The organism is Neolewinella lacunae (assembly GCF_014349155.1).
Lineage (GTDB): Bacteria > Bacteroidota > Bacteroidia > Chitinophagales > Saprospiraceae > Neolewinella > Neolewinella lacunae.
The window spans coordinates 1-22004 of sequence record NZ_JACSIT010000116.1; the positions used below are offsets into that span (position 1 = coordinate 1).

The 22004-nt window shown below is 53.0% G+C and carries 9 protein-coding genes and 1 pseudogene; 7 read left to right on the top strand and 3 right to left on the bottom strand.

Annotated features, from left to right (window positions below; genetic code table 11):
- From H9S92_RS12725 to H9S92_RS12755, 7 genes are all read left to right on the top strand, one after another.
- Positions 1-855, top strand: an 855-nt coding sequence (locus H9S92_RS12725; RefSeq protein ID WP_454557404.1) for an L-arabinose isomerase family protein, incomplete at its 5' end; no start/stop codon positions are given.
- A gap of 867 nt (positions 856-1722) precedes the next feature.
- Entirely contained in the window at positions 1723-4956 is a 3234-nt protein-coding gene (locus H9S92_RS12730) for a SusC/RagA family TonB-linked outer membrane protein (RefSeq protein ID WP_222936088.1), read from the top strand.
- Positions 4957-4976: 20 nt separating this feature from the next.
- A complete protein-coding gene (locus tag H9S92_RS12735; protein WP_187467095.1) occupies positions 4977-6656 on the top strand; it encodes a RagB/SusD family nutrient uptake outer membrane protein in 1680 nt (559 codons plus the stop codon).
- Positions 6657-6872: 216 nt separating this feature from the next.
- A complete protein-coding gene (locus H9S92_RS12740) occupies positions 6873-8405 on the top strand; it encodes an FG-GAP repeat domain-containing protein (RefSeq protein WP_187467096.1) in 1533 nt (510 codons plus the stop codon).
- 102 nt (positions 8406-8507) lie between these two features.
- On the top strand, positions 8508-11873 hold the full coding sequence (locus tag H9S92_RS12745; protein ID WP_187467097.1) for a VCBS repeat-containing protein: 3366 nt from the start codon (positions 8508-8510) through the stop codon (positions 11871-11873).
- A gap of 46 nt (positions 11874-11919) precedes the next feature.
- Positions 11920-15369 (top strand): VCBS repeat-containing protein, encoded by a 3450-nt coding sequence (locus tag H9S92_RS12750; RefSeq protein ID WP_187467098.1) that lies wholly within the window; start codon positions 11920-11922, stop codon positions 15367-15369.
- 288 nt (positions 15370-15657) lie between these two features.
- The gene (locus H9S92_RS12755) at positions 15658-19761 is read left to right on the top strand and encodes a hybrid sensor histidine kinase/response regulator transcription factor (RefSeq protein ID WP_187467099.1); all 4104 of its coding nucleotides are present in this window, start codon (positions 15658-15660) and stop codon (positions 19759-19761) included.
- Positions 19762-19945: 184 nt separating this feature from the next.
- On the opposite strand, the gene H9S92_RS12760 is transcribed toward H9S92_RS12755, so the two are convergent.
- From H9S92_RS12760 to H9S92_RS12770, 3 genes and pseudogenes are all read right to left on the bottom strand, one after another.
- Positions 19946-20707: a hypothetical protein gene (locus H9S92_RS12760; protein ID WP_187467100.1), complete on the bottom strand. Its 762-nt coding sequence runs from the start codon at positions 20705-20707 to the stop codon at positions 19946-19948.
- Complete coding sequence (locus H9S92_RS12765; RefSeq protein WP_187465330.1) at positions 20704-21768, bottom strand: DDE-type integrase/transposase/recombinase; 1065 nt, start codon at positions 21766-21768, stop codon at positions 20704-20706. Before H9S92_RS12765 ends, H9S92_RS12760 begins: the two co-directional genes overlap by 4 nt.
- Positions 21769-21815: 47 nt before the next feature.
- A pseudogene (locus tag H9S92_RS12770) lies at positions 21816-22004 on the bottom strand (hypothetical protein); the annotation flags it as partial.

Genomic DNA, 22004 nt, shown 5'->3' on the forward strand with positions numbered 1-22004 from the left:
GATGGCTACGGGGTAGGGGACCTGGTGGAACGCATCAACGCCGTCTCCGAAAGCCGCGTCAAAACCCTTCTGGAAGAATACGCAGAAACGTATACCCTGGCCGCCAACGTGCAGCCGGGGGGAGACCGCCGGGGCAACCTGCTCGTCAGCGCCCGCAACGAACTGGGCATCGGCGATTTCCTCCGCGAAGGCGGCTACACGGCCTTCACCGATACCTTCGAAGACCTGCACGGCTTGCCGCAACTCCCCGGCCTGGCCGTACAACGCCTGATGGCCCAGGGCTACGGCTTCGGCGGGGAGGGCGACTGGAAAACGGCCGCGCTCGTCCGCACCATGAAGGTGATGGGCGAAGGCCTCGCCGGTGGCAACAGTTTTATGGAAGACTATACCTACCACTTCGAGCCCGGCAACCAGCGGGTGCTGGGGTCCCATATGCTGGAGATCTGCCCGAGCATTGCTGCGGATAAGCCCCGCCTGGAGTGCCACCCCCTGGGCATCGGTGGCAAGGCCGATCCCTGCCGATTGGTCTTCACCGGCGGCGCAGGTCCTGCCCTCAATGCGTCCGTCGTGGATATGGGCGACCGCTTCCGACTGGTCCTCAACACCGTCACCGCCCACCCGCCGGCGGCCGATTTGCCCAAGCTGCCCGTCGCCCGCGTCCTCTGGGAAACCCACCCCGACATGGAAACGGGCGTTGCCGCCTGGATTTACGCCGGCGGCGCCCACCACACCTGCTACAGCCAAAACCTGAGCGCGGAACAGCTGCAAGACTACGCCGCTATGGCGGGAATCGAGTGCCTGCTCATTGACCGGGATACGCGCTTGGCGGAGTTTCGAAGGGTGGCGTTGGGGTAGGGGAGAGAGAGCGAATGCATGACTGCCGCTTGGCAGCAGCGTAGGTAAGATATTTAAAGTTGCCTCCAGGCGTGCGAGGATCGGTAACGCCAGTAAGCAGTATCACATTTGTTTCTTCATGCGTAGTAAAAGCACCAGTGAGGAACAAATATAGGTCATTTAGTGCGACAAAACCAGCATCAGCCACCCAATGCTTCAAAGTTCGCATTCGTTGAGTCAATCGTGTTAGAAGTCAACCTGAGCCTGTAGCTATCTTTATGAGAACTTATAGAATAGCTATAGCTACGTGCAAAATGTATTGGTCGAAGCTTAAAACAATAGGGAACTCTCGGATACTACGCTTTATTTGGTTTCCACTTATTTTCTGTCTTGTGACCTTACTACTGTTGATCATCAAATTGTACTGAACGTTCTTCGGTACACCCAGACTCCCCCTTGAGGATGCTTACAACTTTTCAACCACCCTGACTTTTCTCGGCCCTGACGAACTTATTGTTCACCTTACTGCTGCTACCCGGCAGTAAGTTGAACGCACAACAACTAAGTGGTACGGCAACTAATTTTGATGGCGCTTACAGCTTAAGCGTTCCCGAGGGTTCCTTGCTGCGCAGTGTACGGTTCCTGTGCTTCCAACGGTGTCATCATCATCGAGACGAAGGAAGGGGTCGAATACCGACCCACTGGTCGCGAGGTAAATAACTAACCATAAGCCAGACGGAAGATTGCCGCCCCTTGATTAGCTAATTCACTACTGCCCCATCATGCAGGGGTATTTTTTTCAACAACATTCTTACAATTCACTAATATATGAAGGTGTTCCTACACTATCTGCCCAAGGTAAGTCGCTTGGGATCAGGGCGTTTGCTTATGGCAATGCTGCTGCTCTTCTGCACCGCCTGGGTCAGTGCCCAAACCGTTAAGGGCGTAATTACCGACGAAGAGGGTTTAGAACTCGTTGGTGCTACTGTTTTGGTTGAAGGCACCAATACGGGTACCGTTTCCGATCTCGACGGTAGTTACACGATCAACGCTGGCCCGGAAGATGTACTCATTTACTCCTTTACCGGTTACATTGGCCAGCGCATCACGGTCGGTTCCCAGACCATCATTGACGTAACCATGCAGCCCGACGTAGCCGTTCTCGAGCAAATCGTGGTTACCGGTTACAACCAGCAGCGTAAAGGTGATATTACCGGTGCCGTTGCGGTGCTTGATACCGATGCTCTCACCTCGGTAGCCGCATCTTCCGTAAACCAGCAGCTCGAAGGCCGCGCAACTGGTGTAACCATTTCGACATCCGGAGCCGCCGGTGACGGTACGAACATCCGAATCCGGGGAGTATCCTCTTTTACCAACAACAACCCGCTGATCGTAGTTGATGGTGTTCCGCAGTTCAACAGCTTCCTGAACAACATCAACCCCAACGACATCGCTTCCGTGCAAATCCTGAAGGACGCCTCCTCGGCTTCCATCTACGGTACGCGTGCTCTGAACGGTGTAATCATCATTACCACTAAAAAGGGTCAAAGTGGTAAAGCCAAAATCTCCTACGATGCATACTACGGCCTTCAGGGTCACGAGCGCGGCTGGGATGACATTCTGTTTACTGACTCTGAAGAGTACGCACAGATGTTTTTCAAGGCCTTTGAAAACGACCCTTCACAGAACCCGCTTTTGGATTTCTACGGTGGAGGAACCAGCCCCGTAATTCCTGACTACAGCTTCGTTTGTGCGGGTTGCCGCAACGCTGATGGAAGTGTCAACGAGGCAGCCTTCGGCTACCCCAACAACCTCATCTTCGGCACCAACAAGGAGGGCACGAACTGGTGGGAGGAAACTACCCGCACCGCCCCCATTCAGGACCACACCCTGTCCATTTCAGGTGGTACGGACAACGGCACCTACCGTATTTCCGCGAACTACTTCAACCAGCAGGGAACGCTCATCGAAAGTTACTTCAAGCGTATGTCGATCAGGGCCAACAGCCAGTGGACCGCCGGCAAACTGACAATAGGCCAAAGTCTTAACGTCTCCCGCGTGGCCAACAACGGTACCGCAGGTGGCCGTCAGGACGAGCTGGGCGTTCTTATGCAGATCGTAAAGATGCAGCCTATCATTCCCGTGTACGCCATCGACGGTGAAACATTCGCGGGTGGAAAAGGTACCGGCTTGTCTAACGGTAGCAACCCCGTTGCTCTTCAGACCCGTAACCGGAACAACCTCGGTGAATTCGACAACGTAATTGGCAGCTTTTACGGTGAATTTGCCGTAACTCAAAATATCAAGGTAAAATCAACCGTAGGCGTAAACTATGGTGTAGGCGGAAGCTCAAACTTTACTTTCCCAACATTTGAGAACGCCGAGCCTTCTACCAACACCCTGCTGAACGACTCATACAACCGCGATTACGGTTGGGTGTGGACCAACACCGCGAACTACAATAAATCGTTCAACGAGCGCCACAACCTCAACGTCCTGGTTGGTTACGAGGCCCAGCGTCAGCGTGGTCGTAACCTTAATGGTAACATCTCCGGCTTCCTCAACTTTGACCCCAACATTCGTTACATCAACGGAGCCGTTGCGGATTACACGACCCGTAACATCGGTAGCGGTGGCTACGAAGAGACCTTGCTTTCGACCTTCGGTAAGTTGGATTACTCCCTGGACAACAAGTACCTCATCAGCGCCACCGTGCGCCGCGACGGATCTTCTAAGTTCGGTAACGAAAAGTACAATATCTTCCCGTCCGCAAGTCTTGGATGGCGGATCTCCGCTGAGCCTTTTATGGCTGATATTGCCGCCGTTACCGACCTCAAACTGCGCGTCGGTTACGGAATCGTAGGTAACGAACGGATCAGAAACTACAACTTCGTTTCCAACTTTGGTGGCGGCCCCGCCCAGACTGGCTACGCAATCACGGGTAGCAACAACGCTGTGGTTACCGGCCTCACGGGTACCAGCCTTGGTAACCCTAATACCTCCTGGGAAGAAAAAACCACTCTCAACACCGGTATCGACCTAACGTTGCTGGACGGTAAACTGGGACTGGTGCTTGATGTTTACACCACGGATGTTGACGGCCTTCTTTTCAACCCCGCCCTGCCGCAACTTGCGGGCCTGATTCCACCGGCCTTCGTTAACATTGCCGGCATGCAAAACAACGGTTTTGATTTCAGCGTGAACTGGCGCCCAAACGTTGGCAAAGTTAAGTTTGACATTACGGGTAACCTCTCTCGCTATGTGAATAAAATTACCAGTATTGACGGTAATACTACTGAATTTTTCAGCAACCAGGGTCCTGGAATCCGTGTTGCCGCTTCCCCGATTCAAATTAACCGCGTAGGTAACTCAATCGGTTCTTTCTTCGGCTACCAGACCGGAGGAATTTGGCAAAGTGATGCAGAGATTAGCGCCGCAAACGCCGGTGCTCCGATGAACGACGACGGTACAGCGGGTACGTTTCAGGCCGGTGCGATCCCAGGTGCAATCCGCTACGTGGACGTAGCCGGTCGCGATGAAAACGGCAACGTCACCGGCCCCGACGGCCAGATCAACGACGACGACCTGACCATCATCGGTAACCCCCACCCTGATTTTACCGCCAGCCTCAACATCGGTGCCAAAATCGGTAACCTTGACTTTACGGCCTTCTTTACCGGAAGCTTTGGTAACGATATTTTCAACGCTACCAAGCAGTTCACCATTTTCCGCCAATTCAACACCAACGCTGACCGTCGACTTCTTACGGATACGTGGACGCCGGACAACCCCGATGCTGAACTTCCCGCACTGTACGCAAACACCGTATCCAACGCGCCTTCCTCTTTCTACGTTGAAGACGGAAGCTACGTTCGCCTGAACCAACTCCAGGTTGGATACACCCTGCCAGCCAGCTTCGGCGGCGATACTTTCAGCCGCCTGCGATTCTACATTCAGGGACAGAACCTGATCACGTTCACGAACTACTCCGGCCTCGACCCGAATCTCTCTTCTTTCGGTGCTTCCGGGGGTAATGTCGCGGACGATCTGTTTATGGGTGTCGACATAGGTAACTACCCTACGGTTCGTTCCGTTATCTTCGGGGTAAGTGCTTCATTTTAAACCAATAAACTATCATCATTATGAAATTATTTATAAAAATCGCAGCAATCTGCTGCATCAGCGCCCTCTTCTTGACGTGTAGCGAGGAATTCCTCGAAACAGCTCCTCAGGGTACGCTTAACTCACAGTCCCTCGCGGATGAGAATGGTATTAACCTTGCCCTTGTATCCGCATACTCCCGCCTGGATGGCTGGGCCTCCGACTGGGGTGCCGTGTCTAATCCCTGGGGAATGTCCGGTTCTAACTGGATTTTCGGTTCGGTCTCTACCGATGATGCTTACAAAGGATCCGAGCCTACTGACTTTCCGACCTTTACCCAGATCGAGCTCTATCAGTGGCAGCCGAACCAACCCGATCTCAACGATAAATTTCTCGCGGTATACGACGGTATCCGTCGGGCAAACGAGACAATCGCGCTGATCAATGAAAACCTTGATCTCGCCGACGATGTGCGTGACCGCCTGATGGGAGAAGCCAAATTCCTCCGTGCCCACTACCACATGGAAGCATGGAAATTTTGGAAGGCTGTTCCTTTCATCGAGGAAGACCAGACCGATTTCAAAGAGCCCAACGACCAGGATATTTTCCCGCTGATTGTTGCTGATTTTGTTGAAGCCGAGTCTAAACTTCCCACTTCACAAGCTGATTTGGGCCGAGCGACTAAGGGTGCGGCTAACGCAATGCTTGGTCGCCTCTACATGCTCAACCGTGACTTCACCAACGCCGCCGCTGCTCTTAACAAAGTGACGGGTTACAGCTTGAATCCTTGTTTTCACGACATGTTTAGCTTTGATGGTGAAAACGGACCGGAAATGATTTTCTCTATCCAGGCTTCCGTCGGTGACGGAGTACCGGACGTACAGAATGGCAACTTCTCCGACCGTCTCGCCTTCCCGCACGCAGGTTCTCCCTTTGGCTGCTGTGGTTTCCACCAGCCTTCACAGAACCTCGTAAACGCCTACCGTACCACGGAAGACGGACTGCCGGCACTGGATAACTCCAGTGACGAAAACCCAGGTGTTGACGAACCGGTTGATCCACGGATCGACTGGACCATTGGACGCGACGGAATCGACTACCTCGGTCACGGTGAGCACAACCCCACATGGATTCGTGACCGCTCCTGGGCCGGTGAGTACAGCGCAAAGAAGTTCACCTATGCTCCGGGAGAGGGTAACACCGTTAGCTGGAACCCCGCTCACCTCAACCCCATCAACGTACCGATCATCCGTTACGCAGACGTTCTGTTGATGCAGGCTGAAATCGATGTGGAGAACGGCAACCTGGAAGCTGCCCGCGCTAAGGTTAACCAGATTCGCGAACGTGCCGGCAACTGTGCCCAGGGCGTAGGAGCCACCCCCGTCCCACTGGACGATGAAAGTACCAACGCCAACTATGTGGTATCTACTTACGATACCCCCTGGACTGACGCCAATGCGGCACGCGAGGCAGTTCGCCTGGAACGCCGACTTGAGCTTGCGCTCGAAGGACACCGGTGGTTTGATCTTGTTCGCTACGGTACCGACTATTACAAGTCGACCATGAATGCTTACCTAGACCGTGAACAGCAGCGTCGCCAGTATATGCAAGCCCACAACAACGTAGAGGATAAGCATACCCGCTATCCTATTCCTACCCAGGCGATTTTGCTCAGCCAAATTGATGGCGTCCCGACATTGCAGCAGAACCCCGGTTACTAATTTGATTTCTTGCCGGGAACTTTTCAATCCAAAAACTGGTCGTGGTGGAGAATTGCCAAGATCAGTACCGAAAAGTCCCGGCAGGATTTTAGGGCTTGTTTAAGAAGCTCTTACAGTTGCGATAATTCCGCCGCGCCACCTCCGGTAATTACCACAAGCCCCCGATGGAACTCCGTTCGGGGGCTTGTGGTTTTAAAAAAAATTACCCCAAATAGTATGAACAAAGCTTGGTCCGCATTCTTCGTTTACCTGTTATTGGCTATATTCTGTTCCTGCGCAACCGAAGACCCCGCGTACACGGCCGGAAAGCAACTCGCTCTCAATTACTGCGCCAATTGCCATGCCTTTCCGGAACCGGAGCTCCTCACCAGAGAATTATGGGCAAACGAAATCCTGCCTAAAATGGGCGCCTACTTCGGGCATTACGGTCAGCATGGTCGCGAATATTATCTCGGAAACGAACAAGAGCAAAAACACCTTATGAACCTCTATCCTACTGAAATTAGCCTGGATAGCAGTGATTGGGAAGGTATACAGAAATTCTACCTGGACTTCGCCGCAACCAATCTCGAACCAGAAAAAGTCGTCCCTCAGATCATGCCAATGGATCGTTTTAAAAAGCTTGAAATCTTCGACACGAGTAGGCATGACCAACGGGCCTTTACTACAATGATAAAGTTCAACCCAGATGATCGGAGCTTAATCGTTGGTGGAAAAGCCACTTCGGGAGGAAGTTTGATAAAGTTTAGTGCTTCCGGGATTCCCGCCGTAAGGTGGACAACCAACTCCACGCCTTCCGATTGGGACAATCGTAACAACTTCCTCCTCAACATGGGTAGTCTTAGCCCGTCCGACGACCCACGCGGAGAGCTTTCTTTAGCCAGCCGGGTTGCGGAAAGGGCCGATACAACCTTTCTCACCGGTCTTGCCCGGCCGGTTCAAATGATACGGGTCGACCTGGACCTGGACGGCAAGGAGGAACTAATCATTGCCGAATACGGTAACAGGGTAGGAAAAGTATCCCGCTACGAACTGACGGAGGAAGGCTTGCCCGTAACAAAAACAGACCCGCGCATCCTTGCGCAAACCCCCGGCGCCATTCGCCTGCGGGTAGCCGACCTTGATTCCGACGGCCACGACGATCTCGTCGTTCTTTTCGCCCAGGGAGATGAACGCGTGGAAGTTTACTACGCCCGTCCCGCAGGCCCCGAACGCAAACGGATTTTACGTTTTCCGCCGAGCTACGGATCTTCTGACATTGAAATCGTCGATTTTGATAGTGACGGCGACCCGGACATCGTTTATACCAACGGGGATAACTTTGATTACCGTCCCGTCCCTAAAGCTTACCACGGCGTCAGAATTTTTGATAACGACGGCTCGGGTAATTTCTCCGAAATTTGGTTCATGTCCATTGACGGAGCGTACGACGTGGAAGTGGCGGATTTTGACCTCGACGGGGACAACGATATCGCCGTTATCGCCTATTTCGTGCCGCCGGACCGCCGCCGTTTCGCCAGTTTCATCTATCTGGAACAAACCGCCAGGCTGAAGTTTAATCCGACCGGTTTCCTAAAGGAGCCCGATCAACATTACCTGGTTATGACGAGTGGCGACGTGGACGGAGACGGTGACACCGACTTACTACTAGGGAATTTTTCCGGCTACTTACCCGACACCAAAAGCTTTAACCAAAAGTCGGCTATTCGCCAGCCGCTTTATTTTAAACTAGAAAACCTAACGCGCTGACATTCCTAACGTTTTCCATCGTAATCGTGATCTGCATTTTCGAAACAAACCGGACGAATTCCGCTTCCATTATCTTTATTATCCAAGGTCAAATTTTCACTGATGTTTACAGATTATCGCTTTCCCGTTTTTGGTCCCACTTTTCTGACCGGCTTCATCCTTCTCCTTGGCGCCTGCTCCGGAGGCGGCTCCCAATCCGGTGAATACGAAGCCCCGGCGGATGCCCTGTTCACCACTTTGACGGCTACGGAGTCTGGGCTGGACTTCGTGAACTCCGTTGAGGACGGTGAAGAATTCAACGTGCTATCTTACCGAAATTTTTATAACGGTGGTGGCGTCGCGATCGGGGACGTGAACGGCGACGGAAGAGATGACTTGTACTTTACCGCCAACCAGGGTCCTAATCGGCTCTACCTGAACCAGGGTGATCTGAAATTTACTGAATTGAAGGATGCGGGCGGGGCCGCAGGTGCAATGTCGTGGTCTACCGGAGCAACGATCGTTGACGTAAACGCCGACGGCCTGATGGATATTTACGTCTGTAACTCCGGAGATCCCGGCGGTGGAAAACGCTCAAACGAACTCTTCATCAATAAGGGTGCAGACGCGGACGGAAATCCAACCTTTACGGATGAGGCGGCAAAATTCAACCTTGCTGACGAAGGATTCTCCACCCAGGCCGCTTGGTTCGATTATGACAAGGACGGCGACCTGGACGTCTACCTGCTCAACAACTCTTACCTGGCCCCGGACGGTATCAACCCTAACAAACAGCTGCGAACGATCCGCGATGAAGACGGGGGAGACAAACTCCTCCGTAACGACGGTGGCACCTTCATTGATGTCTCCGAGGCCGCCGGAATCTACAGTTCCCGCATCGGGTTCGGGCTGGGCTGCGGACTCGGAGACGTCAACGGCGACGGCTGGACGGACATCTACGTCTCCAACGACTTTTGGGAACGTGATTACCTGTACATTAACCAAGGGGACGGTACCTTCTCTGAAGAACTTCCCGGCCGGATGGACCATATTTCAACTGCGTCCATGGGCTCTGACATCGCCGACCTGAACAACGACGGAGCACCTGAGGTCTTCAGCACCGATATGTTACCGGGGGACAACTACCGCCTTCAGGCCGCGACGCTCTTTAATACCTACAACGCCGATGACATCAAATTCCGTTCGTCCTTTCACTACCAGTTGTTACAAAACTGCCTGCAGCTTAACGACGGCACGGGCAACTTCCGCGAAGTAGCTCCCTACAGCGGGGTGAACGCGACCGACTGGAGCTGGGGGGCCCTCCTGTTCGACCTGAACAACGACGGGCTGAAGGACATTTTCGTGGCCAACGGTATTTACCGGGACATCATGTGGCTCGATTTCACCGACTTCATCGCCGACAAGGAGAAAGTCAAAGACATGGTCGTTCAAAAGGGTGGATACGACTGGCGCGACTTCGTGGCGCTGCTCCCCAACAATAAGCAAGCTAATTACGCCTTCCTGAACAAGGGCAACATGGTCTTTGAAGACGCAGCCGCCGAGCTGGGCCTGGGTGTCCCGTCTTACTCAAACGGTTCGGCCTACGGCGACCTGGACGGAGACGGCGACATGGAGCTGGTCGTCAACAACGTCAACCAACCCGCGCTCCTGTACCGCAACCTGAGTAGCGAGCGGGGAGTAAATTTCGTCGGCGTGGAGTTAAAGGGCCCGGAGAAAAACGCACAGGGCATTGGTGCCAGGCTGGTACTGGAAACCACTGCGGGAACACAAACGCTGGAGCAATATACCAGCCGTGGTTTCCTCAGTAGCGTGGGGGACCGGCTCAACTTTGGACTGGGAGAAACCGCCAAGGCTATAAAACTGAGTGTTACCTGGCCGGACGGTCAAGTAAGCGTAGTCGAAGCTCCGGAGGTAAACTCAGTGCTCACCGTTGAGTACGGCCGTTCAACTTCCATTGCACCCGCGGCCGCGCCCGAAAAACCGCCATTAATGGTAGCGTCTGAAAGCCTACTTAACGAGCCCGCCCGTCATATAGAACCGCCATTCAACGATTTTAACGTGGAAGGACTGCTGCTTCGCAAGCTTTCCGACCCCAGCCCGAAAATCATCAAAGGAGACGTGAACGGGGACGGCCGGGAAGACTTCATCATGTTGGGTGGGTTAGGCTATCCGGATAAGCTGTATTTACAAGCAGCCGACGGCACCTTCGTCTTTACCGAAAACAGCTCACTGGAATTGACGGCAAAGTACGAAACCAGCGCCGGAGCCCTGTTTGATGCTGACGGAGATGGAGACAACGACTTAATGCTCGGCTCCGGCGGAAATGATTTTGAACGTGGATTTAGTGCTTATCAAATACGTTATTACGAGAACATTGACGGGGTGTTGGTCTTCAACTCAAACCACGCGCCGCGCGCCGGCGGAGAAATCAGCTGTATTGTTCCCGCTGACTTTGATTTTGATGGTGATATGGACGTTTTCATCGGCGGGCGGGCAATCCCGGGGAACTATGGCATGGTGCCCCAGTCATTTTTCTTCGTAAGGGAAAAAGGGAGCTGGGTCAACATGACCCCGAAGGGGATAACGAACCGGGGAATGGTGACCGACGCCGTATGGGCGGACATGAACAATGATACCCGCCCGGACCTGGTGATGGTGGGCGACTGGATGCCGGTAGTTATAATGTTTTCGCTGGGCAACGGCGAGGTTTCGGAGACCTTCGAGGTACCCAATTCCTACGGCTGGTGGTCCAGCATCGAAGCGGAAGACCTGGACGGAGACGGTAAGGACGACCTGGTGCTTACCAACTGGGGACTGAATTCTAAATTTCGCGCCAGCAAAGAACGGCCGATGCGGATGTTCCTGAAGGACTTCGACAACAATAAAAAAGTAGAGCCCCTGATTGAGTGGTACCCACCGCGCGAAGACCGCCCTTATCCCTGGGCGACAAAATCCAGCATCCAGGCGCAACTACCCCACCTAAAGAAGAAAACGCTGAAGTATTCAGATTATGCCCGGGCTACTTACGAAACACTCTTCACCGAAGAGGAACGCGCCGGAGCACTGGAATGGCGAACGAATGAACTTCGCAGCAGCGTGATCTGGAACGACGGCATCGGCAAGGTCAACATGGCGCCTCTCCCCTGGCAGGCACAACTAACCCCCCAGTTCACTACCGCCATTGGTGACGTGAACGGAGACGGGCGACCGGACCTCTGGCTTGGAGGCAACGTAACCGAAACCACACCGCAGGTCGGGCGCATGGACGCCGGACGCGGCACCCTCCTGCTCAACGCCGGAGACCGGAATTGGACGTACGTAAACAACGCGGAAGCCGGGGTTTCCATCCCCGGTAACGTGCGGGACGCTAAATTCATGGACCTGACCAATGGCGATAAAGTGCTTTTAGTAGGGGTTAATAATGAGCTGCTCCGGACCTTTAAAGTCAACACAAAGCCAACTAAATAACTCCCGGGTAAAGACCTTTCCCTAAACAGATTCACTTCCGACTCCGATGCGATTTACTTTTCTTGTCCTTACTACTTTATTCTTTACCGCCTGCGGCGACGCACCAACCGTCTTCACCCGCCTGGATGCCGACCGAACCGGCGTTACTTTCATCAATACCACCGGTGAGAGCGACAGCTTCAACATCCTGACCAACGAGTACATCTACAATGGCGGAGGAGTCGGCATCGGGGATTTCAACCTGGACGGCCGCCCCGACCTCTTCTTCAGCGGAAGTGAATCCCCCAACGAGCTGTACCTAAATCAGGGTGATTTTTACTTCACCAACGTAAGTGAAGTTGCCGGTATCGGTGGAGGAGACCGCTGGAATAACGGCGTCGCCGTCGTTGACGTAAACAATGACGGACGGGAAGATATTTACGTTTGTTCAACGCTCAAGGGCAGCCGTGCCAACCAACTCTACCTTAACCAGGGCAATAATGCGGACGGTACGCCGATTTTTAAAGACGTGGCGGAGGAAATGGGCATTGCCGACACCAGCCACACCACCCAGTCCGCCTGGCTGGACTACGACCAAGACGGGGACCTCGACCTCTTCCTGCTCGTCAACGAAATGGTGGACAGTAAATCCCCCAACTCCTTCAGCCGCAAGGTACAGGATGGTACCGGCCGGCGGACCGATAAACTCTACCGTCAGGACCGGGACGGCGACCGCATCTTCTTCACCGAAGTAGGCAAGGAAATGGGTATTCTCTTCCAGGGCTTCGGCCTGGGAGTAACGGTGTGCGACCTGAACCGGGACGGCTGGCCCGACCTCTACGTTACCAACGATTACCTGAGCAACGACCTGGCTTACCTCAACGTGGCCGGCGAAAACGGCGGGCGCTACTTCAAAGACATCGCTTTCCAACTGGTGAAGCACACCAGCTACAGCGCCATGGGCAACGACGTAGCCGACCTGAACAACGACGGCCTGCCCGACATCCTCGCCCTGGACATGCTGCCGGCCGATAACCTGCGCCGCAAAATGATGCTGGGGGCCAACAACTACACTTACCTGCTCAACCTCAAACGCTTCGGCTACCAACCTCAGTTCACCCGTAACACCCTGCAAATCAGCCAGGGCCAACGGACGGATTCGCTGACTGGTCTGCCCCTCTACGCTGAAGTAGCGATGCAAAGCGGCCTGCCCGCCACCGACTGGAGCTGGACACCACTGGTGGCGGATTTCGATCTCGACGGCATGAAGGACGTGATCGTCACCAACGGTTTCCCGCGCGACATTACCGACCACGATTTCGGCGATTACAACGCCGCCAACAGCCGCTTCTTTTCGATGCAGGACATGTTGCCTAAGATTCCCTCGGTAAAAATCCCTAACGTGGCCTTCCGGGCCAAAGAAATCACCGACGGTATTCCGATCTACGAAGAAGTAAGTAAGGCCTGGGGCATCGACGTTACCAGCTTCAGCAACGGGGCGGCCTACGCCGACCTTGACGGAGACGGGGACCTGGACTACGTAGTCAACAACATCAATGACCCCGCTCACCTCTACCGCAACAATGCAGTCAGCGGACGCGCGGAAGACCCAGGCTTTCTGCGGCTAAGCGTTGAAAAGGACACCCCTTCGGTAGCCTTCTGGGGAAGCGAAGTGACGGTGAAATCCTCCAGCGGAACCCAAACCTTCTACTGGCACCAACACCGGGGCTACCTGAGCAGCCATGGGCGGGACATCATCGCTGGCGTGAAGGGTGAAGCGACCGTGGAGGTACTCTGGAACGACGGCAAAATTAAATCCTACGGCCCCTTCTTACCGGGGGAAACGGTTGTCCTGAATCCCGGGGCTGGTACCCGCGTCCTTTCTCGTGACGAGCCGTCCGTAGCGAATTTGCTTACGCCCCTGCCCAGCCCCGACTTCACCCACGAGGAACGTGACTTTGTCGACTTCAACGTACAGCCAATGCTCCTGCGCAAACTCAGCCAGCAGGGTCCCGCCCTGGCGGTAACCGACTGGAATAACGACGGCATTGACGACCTGTACGTGAGCGGCAGCTTCGACAAACCGGGCGTCTTTCTTCAGGGTACCGGTAAGGGATTCGTGCGCATCGACAGCCTGTTCAACGGGGTGATCGACAATAATCGGGAGGAGCTCGGCAGTCTCTTCTTCGACGCCGACGGCGATGGGGACGATGACCTTTACGTCGTCAGCGGCAGTTACGAGCTACCGCTGGAAACCGGTGATTTCCGCGACCGGTTTTACCGCAACGACGACGGGCGGTTCACGGAGGTCGCCGATGCGCTTGCGGACTTACCACTGGCCTCGGGATCGACCGTGCGGGCCGCCGACTACGACCTCGATGGCGACCTGGACCTCTTCGTGGGCAACCGCCTGCTGCCGCACAACTACCCGAAACCGGTGGAAAGCTGCCTGCTCAGAAATGAATCCCGGGGCGGAAAAATCCGCTTCGTCCGCGAAGCGGTACCGGCACTGGAGGGAGTAAAAAACGTTTGCGACGCCCTGTTTACCGATTATGACAACGACGGTCGGCCGGATCTTCTCCTGGCCGGCGAGTGGGCTCCCCTGCGTTTGCTGAGGAACACCGAAAAAGGTTGGGTGGAACAGCGGGACATCTTCGGTGCGGGCGTCCGTAACGGCTGGTGGAACAGCCTGGCCGCCGGTGATTTCGACAACGACGGCGATACGGATTACCTTGCCGGCAACTTTGGCCACAACAGCATACTGCAACCGACCGCTGAAGCACCGCTGACCGCTTCTCTCTATGATTTCGACGACAACGGCCAGCTCGATTTCGTACCCTTCGCCCACTTCCCCGACGAAGAAGGAGTCAGCAGGTCTTTCCCGTTCTTCAACCGCACCGATTTTTCCAAACAGGTGTCAAAGATCAAGGGGCTTTATGGTAGTCACGGAGCCTACGCGGTAGCTGAGGCTGCTGAGTTCCGCAAAGAAGGTGGAGAACAGTATCAGTTCCGGGCGGATTACTTCAGTTCCGTCTACCTGGAAAATACGCCGGAGGGTTTCGTTTTTCATGCGCTGCCCGCGCGTGCGCAGGCCTTCCCGGTCTTCGGGATGTTGCCCATGGACCTCAACGACGATGACTTCCTCGATGTGGTACTGATCGGTAACGACTTCGGCGGTGAAACCGGACAGGGATTCCTGGACGCCGGCAACGGCCTGGTTTTACTCGGCGACGGAAATGGGGGCTTCCGCAGCGTGACGTCCGCCGGGAGCGGACTGTTCGTACCGGGCGAAGGCCGCGCCCTGGTGGTCGCCAGGGGGTCGGAGGGTCCCCTGATCGTAGCGGCGCAGAATCACGGCGGGCTGGTTTTGGCGCGGCCGCAGGTGCCGTTTAAGGTTGGAGTAGCAAAGGATGACGGTACCGTTATGCTGCCCGGCGGAAGCTTCCGGCGGGTGGAGGAGTATCTTGGTTCGGGGTACCTGAGCCAATCGGGGCCAACGGTCTGGATTCGGCAGTAGTACGCGTTCTTCTTCAGGAAATAGGCCAAGATACGTTTTGATGCTTTTGCCCTAGTCGCCACGAACGCTTACTCACCTGTTTTCATACGCTTAAATTAATCGGAGGATTATCCACCATACGGAAGCAGCGTCTCGATACTACCATCTTCCCGTAAGTAATCTCGGCCATTTTCATGGAGCTAACACGATTGACTCAACGAATGCAAACTTTGAAGCATTAGTGGGCTAATGCTTGTTTTGTCGTACTATGTGACCTATGTTTGTTATTCACTGGTACTTCTACTACGGATGAAGAAACACATATCCTACTGCTTACTGCTTGTTCTCTCCTCTTTCTCACTCGTAAGTGTTACTGGCCAGGAAGACTCAATCTTACATTTTCGAGCTTTTGAGGAGTCTTTTCCCAACCGGCCGGTCGTGGATTTCTCTTTTGACGACGAAGGGTTTCTCTGGATTGGCACATACGGTGCTGGGATTTATCGCTTCGATGGTATTGCCTATGAAGGATTCAACTTCGAATGGCAAAATGAGCACTCGCTGAATAGTGATTTTGTCCTGTCCATTCTTAAAGATAGTCAAGGACAGCTGTGGGTAGGGACGGAAGAGGGGCTTAACTACTTTGATGAAAATGCTGGCGTATTTCGTCGGGTAAGTTTTTTAAGCCCAAGCGGAGTTAGCATAGAATTAGGGGGGGTGACGGTCTTAATTGAGGATAGCAATGGCAACCTCCTACTCGGGACGGCGGGCTACGGTGTAGTCCATATTGGGGCCGAGCAACTAGCTTCCCCGACAACCTTTAAGCTTACGGATCAGGTTGTGACCGGTAACCCTATGGTGAATGACCTGGTCATAGACCGTACCGGAAGGGTCTACGCCGCTACCGAAGCGGGTTTACGACAGTATGATTATTCAACTAAACGTTTAACTCCGCCCGCAATAAATGAGGTTTTTGCGTATGCCGATGATCCGATTAAGTCTTTACTAATTGATGCTGCCGACAGGCTTTGGATCGGCACCAACTTTAAGGGACTACTGTCTGTTGACCGCAGCAAAACGGACCGTAACTGGAAGAACGCTATGCGTTACGCGATCACGGATAAGCGAATCATGGACCTTGCATGGACTAAGCGAGGAGAGTTGCTTTGCGCTACAGAGAATGACGGCCTTCTGCTTTTCGAGCCCGGAGAAAAGGTGAGGGGTTTTAAAACGAGTCGCTACCCCGGTAAAACTGTAGAGTCCAACTCCATCTGGTCATTATTGACCGACGACGGCGGTCGCCTCTGGTTGGGTTATTACAATAAAGGCATCGGGCTTTGGGATCCTCATGCCAATAAGTTTGACAGCTTCAGCTATTCACCCGAAAATGAAAATACCCCTGCAGCCAATTCCGTTAACGCCCTTATTGCCGGTGCCGACAAGGTGATTTGGATCGGTTCGGACGGCGGTGGCGTAGATAAGTACTTCGTCGACGAAGGTCGCTTTGTGCATCTGACAAAAGAAAACGGGTACACCGGTCTGACCAACCTCGCAGTACAGGCCGTTTTCCTCGACCACAATGAAAATCTATGGGTAGGCACCTGGGGTGGGGGGGTATTCCTATTACGGAACGGTGAAAAAAAATTCAGCCAGTTTACGGTCGAAAGCACCAATGGCCAGCTAAAGTCTAACCGCATCCTCAGTTTCGCTGAGGATGGCTCGGGTACCCTCTGGATCGGAACCTTTGGGGCCGGACTGTACGCATATTCACCCGCTACGGGGGAGTTTACGCACCAGACTTCGGACCAGCTTAGAGGATATGGTGTGCCTATGAAAGACATACGCTCGCTACTGGTAGACCGCCAGGATCGTTTGTGGATCGGCTCCACCAGTGGCCTTTATAGGCTCTCTACGAAGCAAGGGCAAGCCAACGAAGTAATCAGCTACGAGGAAAGGGGCGTAGCGAATAACTTCCACCCCAGCTTTAGTCACGTACTCTCTCTGTATGAGGACGATGAAGAGAACATCTGGGTCGGTACCGATGGAGCAGGCTTATTTCGATATCAGGAAAGTAACGATTCTTTTACCAGATATGGCATAACTGAGGGACTCGCCCAACAAACCGTCTGCGGAATTGTAAAGGGACCGTTGAACAATATTTGGGTAAGCGGCAAACAGGGTATTTCCCGTCTCGATCCGATTACCGGCGACGCTACTAATTTTTCTCGGGCGGATGGACTTCTTTACAACGATTTCAACTATGGGGCCATCCTGGCCGGAGCTGACGGCGTCCTCTATTTCGGAAATCAGCTGGGAATCGATTACCTCGACCCCCGGCAACTGCAAATGAACGAGGAGCCGGTGAGGGTGTACTTAACTGACTTACAATTGTTTAATAAAAAAGTAGTGCCGGGAGCACTCGGAGCTCCGTTGGATCAGCCTCTGTCGCGGCTCTCCGAGTTAGTTCTGAGTCACGATCAATCCGTGTTTACCATCGGCTACACTGGCCTCAATTTTACGCGACCGGAAAGAATTCAGTTTGCTTATTACCTCGAAGGGCTGGAAACGGAGTGGAAGTACGTGGGCAATCTCCGTACGGCCACCTATTCTTCGCTGAAGGAAGGCCGTTACACCTTTCGGCTAAAGGCGGCAAACAATGATGGCCTCTGGACCGAGGATTCGGTTGAACTAAGTATCCTGGTATTACCTCCCTGGTACAGAAGCAGGATCGCCTATACCTCATACGTAGTACTCTTCCTGGCAGGCCTTTATCTATTTTATGTACTGTTGAAAATCAGGATTCGTGAAAGGCAGGAAGTAGCCATCGAGCGGGAAAGTAACCAGCAAAGAGAAAGGCTTAACCAGAGCAAAATTCAGTTTTTTACTACTATTTCTCATGAATTTCGGACGCCCCTCACCCTGATTCTTAATCCTTTACAGGACGTTATTGCACACAGTTCGCTTACTACGCCTTTCTTGGAAAAACTTCGTACGGCCCAACTCAACGCAACCCGGCTATCACGGCTCATTAATGAGTTACTGGATTTTCGCAAGCTCAGTTTTAACAAACTTCGTATTCAAGTTATTGATACCGATACCTTACCCTTAGTAGAAAGTGTAACTAAATATTTTGCTGCGGAAAACGACCGTAGAAACATAAATTTCACCCTGACTGCCGAAGAAGGCAACTATCCGGCCTGGATAGATCCGGGAATGTTCGAAAAAATTATCTTTAACCTTCTTTCTAATGCTTATAAATTCACCCCCGATTACGGTTCGATCAGCCTTAAGCTAGACTACGTAGAGGACAAGGAACTCCCTTCTGCTTCCGTTCCAGGTTCTGCCCTGTGCATTTCGATCGAGGATTCAGGACCGGGCATCGCTCCGGAGGAGATTACCCGCATCTTCGAGCGCTTCTACCAGATAGAAAACCACAATAAATCCTACATTGGCAGTACGGGTATCGGCCTCGAGGTAGTGAAAAATTTTATGGAGATGCACCGCGGGCGCATTGAAGTAACCAGTGAACTTGGTGAAGGCACCGTTTTTAGCCTCTTCTTCTCTCTTGAAAAGGCCCATTTTTTACCAGAAGAAATTCGGACAAGCGATAGTAGTATGATTATTGATCCCGTCATTACGTCGTCAATCTCCACCGAAGTGGCTCCCGTAGCGGCCTCCAGTGCTACCATTCTTTTCATTGACGACAATGCCGAGTTGCGCGACTACATCGGTAACGAACTACGGTCTTATTTCCGAGTGCGCACTGCCAGAGAAGGTTCTGAGGGCCTGAAACTTGCCCGCCAATACCTCCCAGATCTCATCGTCACCGACGTAATCATGCCTGGAATGGATGGCTTTACCTTCTGCGAACAGCTCCGAGCCGACGAGCAACTTCGTCACATCCCTGTTATCATGCTTACCGCAAAGGGAGCCTTCGAAGACCAGGTTGCCGGCCTCAAACACGGAGCAGATCTATATCTGCAGAAACCCTTCGACATTAACTTGCTGAGGCTCCAGATTGGCCGCCTCCTGAAAAGCCAGCAAACGCTTTACAATAAGTATTCGACGGCGCGTGGCACTGCCGTACCATCCACCGTAGTTTCGGACCGTGAATTCATGCAACTCTTGATGGATTATGTAGAAAGAAATATGAGCCAATCAGACCTGAGTGTCGATACTTTAGCGGCGGTTGCTCACTTAAGCAGAAGTCAGTTATATCGCCGGATTAAGACCCTCACCAAACTTACGGCTAACCAGTTTATCCGACAGACACGCCTGGTACGCGCCCAGAAGCTTATTCTCGAGGGGCGACACAGCATCAGTGAGATCGTCTTTTTGGTGGGCTTTTCTTCAGGCTCTTACTTTGCCAAGTGTTACAAGGCTCATTTCGGACATTTACCGAGTGAGGAAGCGTAAAAATGTTGTAACGACGCATAAGGAACGTGAACAAAGCAAAGTGACATTCGCGTTCCTAAGACTCTCCTTTGCACCTGCGGCCGCGCCCGTATGAAGCACAATAAAAAAGGGGGTGCCAGCCATAAATACGGCCGGCAACCCCTGCTCTGAATCTTGTAACCTGACCTGGTTTAAGAGTATTGCGTCAGAATATTTTCGTACAATTCCTGCTGTCCGGAAGTTTGCTTAGGCTCGGTTCGCGCCCTAATAAATCTGAAGGGAGAACAAATCCTAAAGTTTCAGGACGGAAGTCAATCACATTTACCACTGCGGCTTGATCCCTGGAGCATAAGGATATATTTGATCTTGATAATACTTTAAACTGTGGGGTGGGGTGGGGTGGGGTAGGGATGCCAGCGGGTATTGGTTTATTAGCAACTGAACTGAAATAAGCAAGACAAGCATTTCGCCACCATTCTGCTTCTTTGTGTTGAATAGAAGAGTGCTGGCTGACGTGTTGAAAGCGTTCGGTGTCAATATAATCTTCCAAATCATGCCACTTCGTTTGCATTTCCTTTACTTGGTCTACGCCTGTTTGGTAGCGAGCCCCGAGTTCCCGCCACAGGCTGTTGCCATTGGCCAAAGTAAACTCCCAAGGCAAGCGATGGAACCAGAGTAAAAATTCGGGAGGGCAGGTTTTGGGATCAGCAAACCGTTGAGCGAACGCCGGAGGGTACTGGCTGAGGGCGTCGTTACCCGTTGGCGTGCGATCAAAGCCAATACTGTCTTTGCTGGTGGTTTGCCCCCCTATTAATCGGACTTTTCTACAGTTCCGTTGAAAGTTGGTTGGTAAAGGTAATAAATTTTGGTTTTTGCCCCTGGTTTGCCCCCCTATTAATCGGACTTTTCTACAGTTCCGTTGAAAGTTGGTCGGTAAAGGTAATAAATTTTGGTTTTTGCCCCTCAGAGCGGGACCATTTTTTGCTGTTTAGGGGCTTCTGCCTTCGGCTTGCTTCGCCCTTCCGTTTCCTGTTTACAGTGCGTATCCCCGGCTTCGCTACTAATCAGCCCTAGCTCGTTCTTGATCAGATAGCGCGGTATCTTCAAGCCGAAGATCAGCTTTTCACGTTTCCCCTTCCGACTCGTGACCAGGCCCGCCTCGTAAGCTTGCCAAAACACCTGTGGTGGGAGCATCGCCGTGGCGGAGTTTACCCGGCTATTGTTATAGTTTTCGTAGAACAGCACCAGGCGCTGCTCCAGCTGTTCGAGGGTCGCAAAGCGATCATACTTTAGAGCCTGTGAGATAATCGAGTGAAAGCTTTCGACATGGCCGTTTTCTTGTGGTGTGTACGGATGGGTAAATACCTGACCGAGATGGTTGTCGGCCATGAACTCCCGCAGTCGGGTGGCTAAGAACTGCGGGCCATTATCGCTGCGTACTTCCACGTGGATGTCCTTACTTAGTAGATCTGCCGGCTGTAGGTGATTGATAATGACTTCCTCCCAAGCCTTGGCCACCGTCGCCCACTTCATCGAGTACCCTACTTCGTAGGCAAGGGCTACGCGGGTGAATGTGTCGATGATCGTCAACACAAAGGCATGGCGACGATACTCCTCTACCCAGAACATCTTGATGTCCATTTCCAGCAATGTCAACGGGCGATCCGGACGGGCGCAACGCTGACTGACGTAAGGGCCTCGTTCACTTCGTCGACGCTCCAGTAACTGATCATAGTCCTTCATCAAACGGTACACTTTCTTGGCGTTGATGCGGTAACCTTCGAGTTGTAATTGAGCCGTCATCCGCTTGTATCCGCAACGCAGATCGTCGTCCTCTTGGATCGTTTTGATCTTGGTGACGATCTCGGAATTTGGCCGCTGATGAATCTGTCCCTCACCATCGTAGTAAGACGTGTGGGTGGAAGCAGGAGCGCCCGAACGAACGTGGCCTTCAGTTTCACTGCAAGGGCGATGGTAATACTGATGGCGCGTCATGGCAAAAGCATCCAAAGCTAATTTGAGGGGCAAGCCCTCTTGATTGAAACGCTTGATGGCATGACGCTTGTCGTCCGGGCTTAGGTTTTTTTTTCCCGGGCCTCTTTGAGCGCACGGATGAGTAGTTCCTTTTCGGCCACAAGTTCCTTGAGTTGCCGATTCTCCTTCTCCAACTGCTGGAGCTGGCGGATTTGCTGGGAACGAACGCGTTTCCCAAAGTGCTCCTCTCCCTGTTCTGCAAGTTGCCTCTTCCAGTTGTAGTAAGTAGC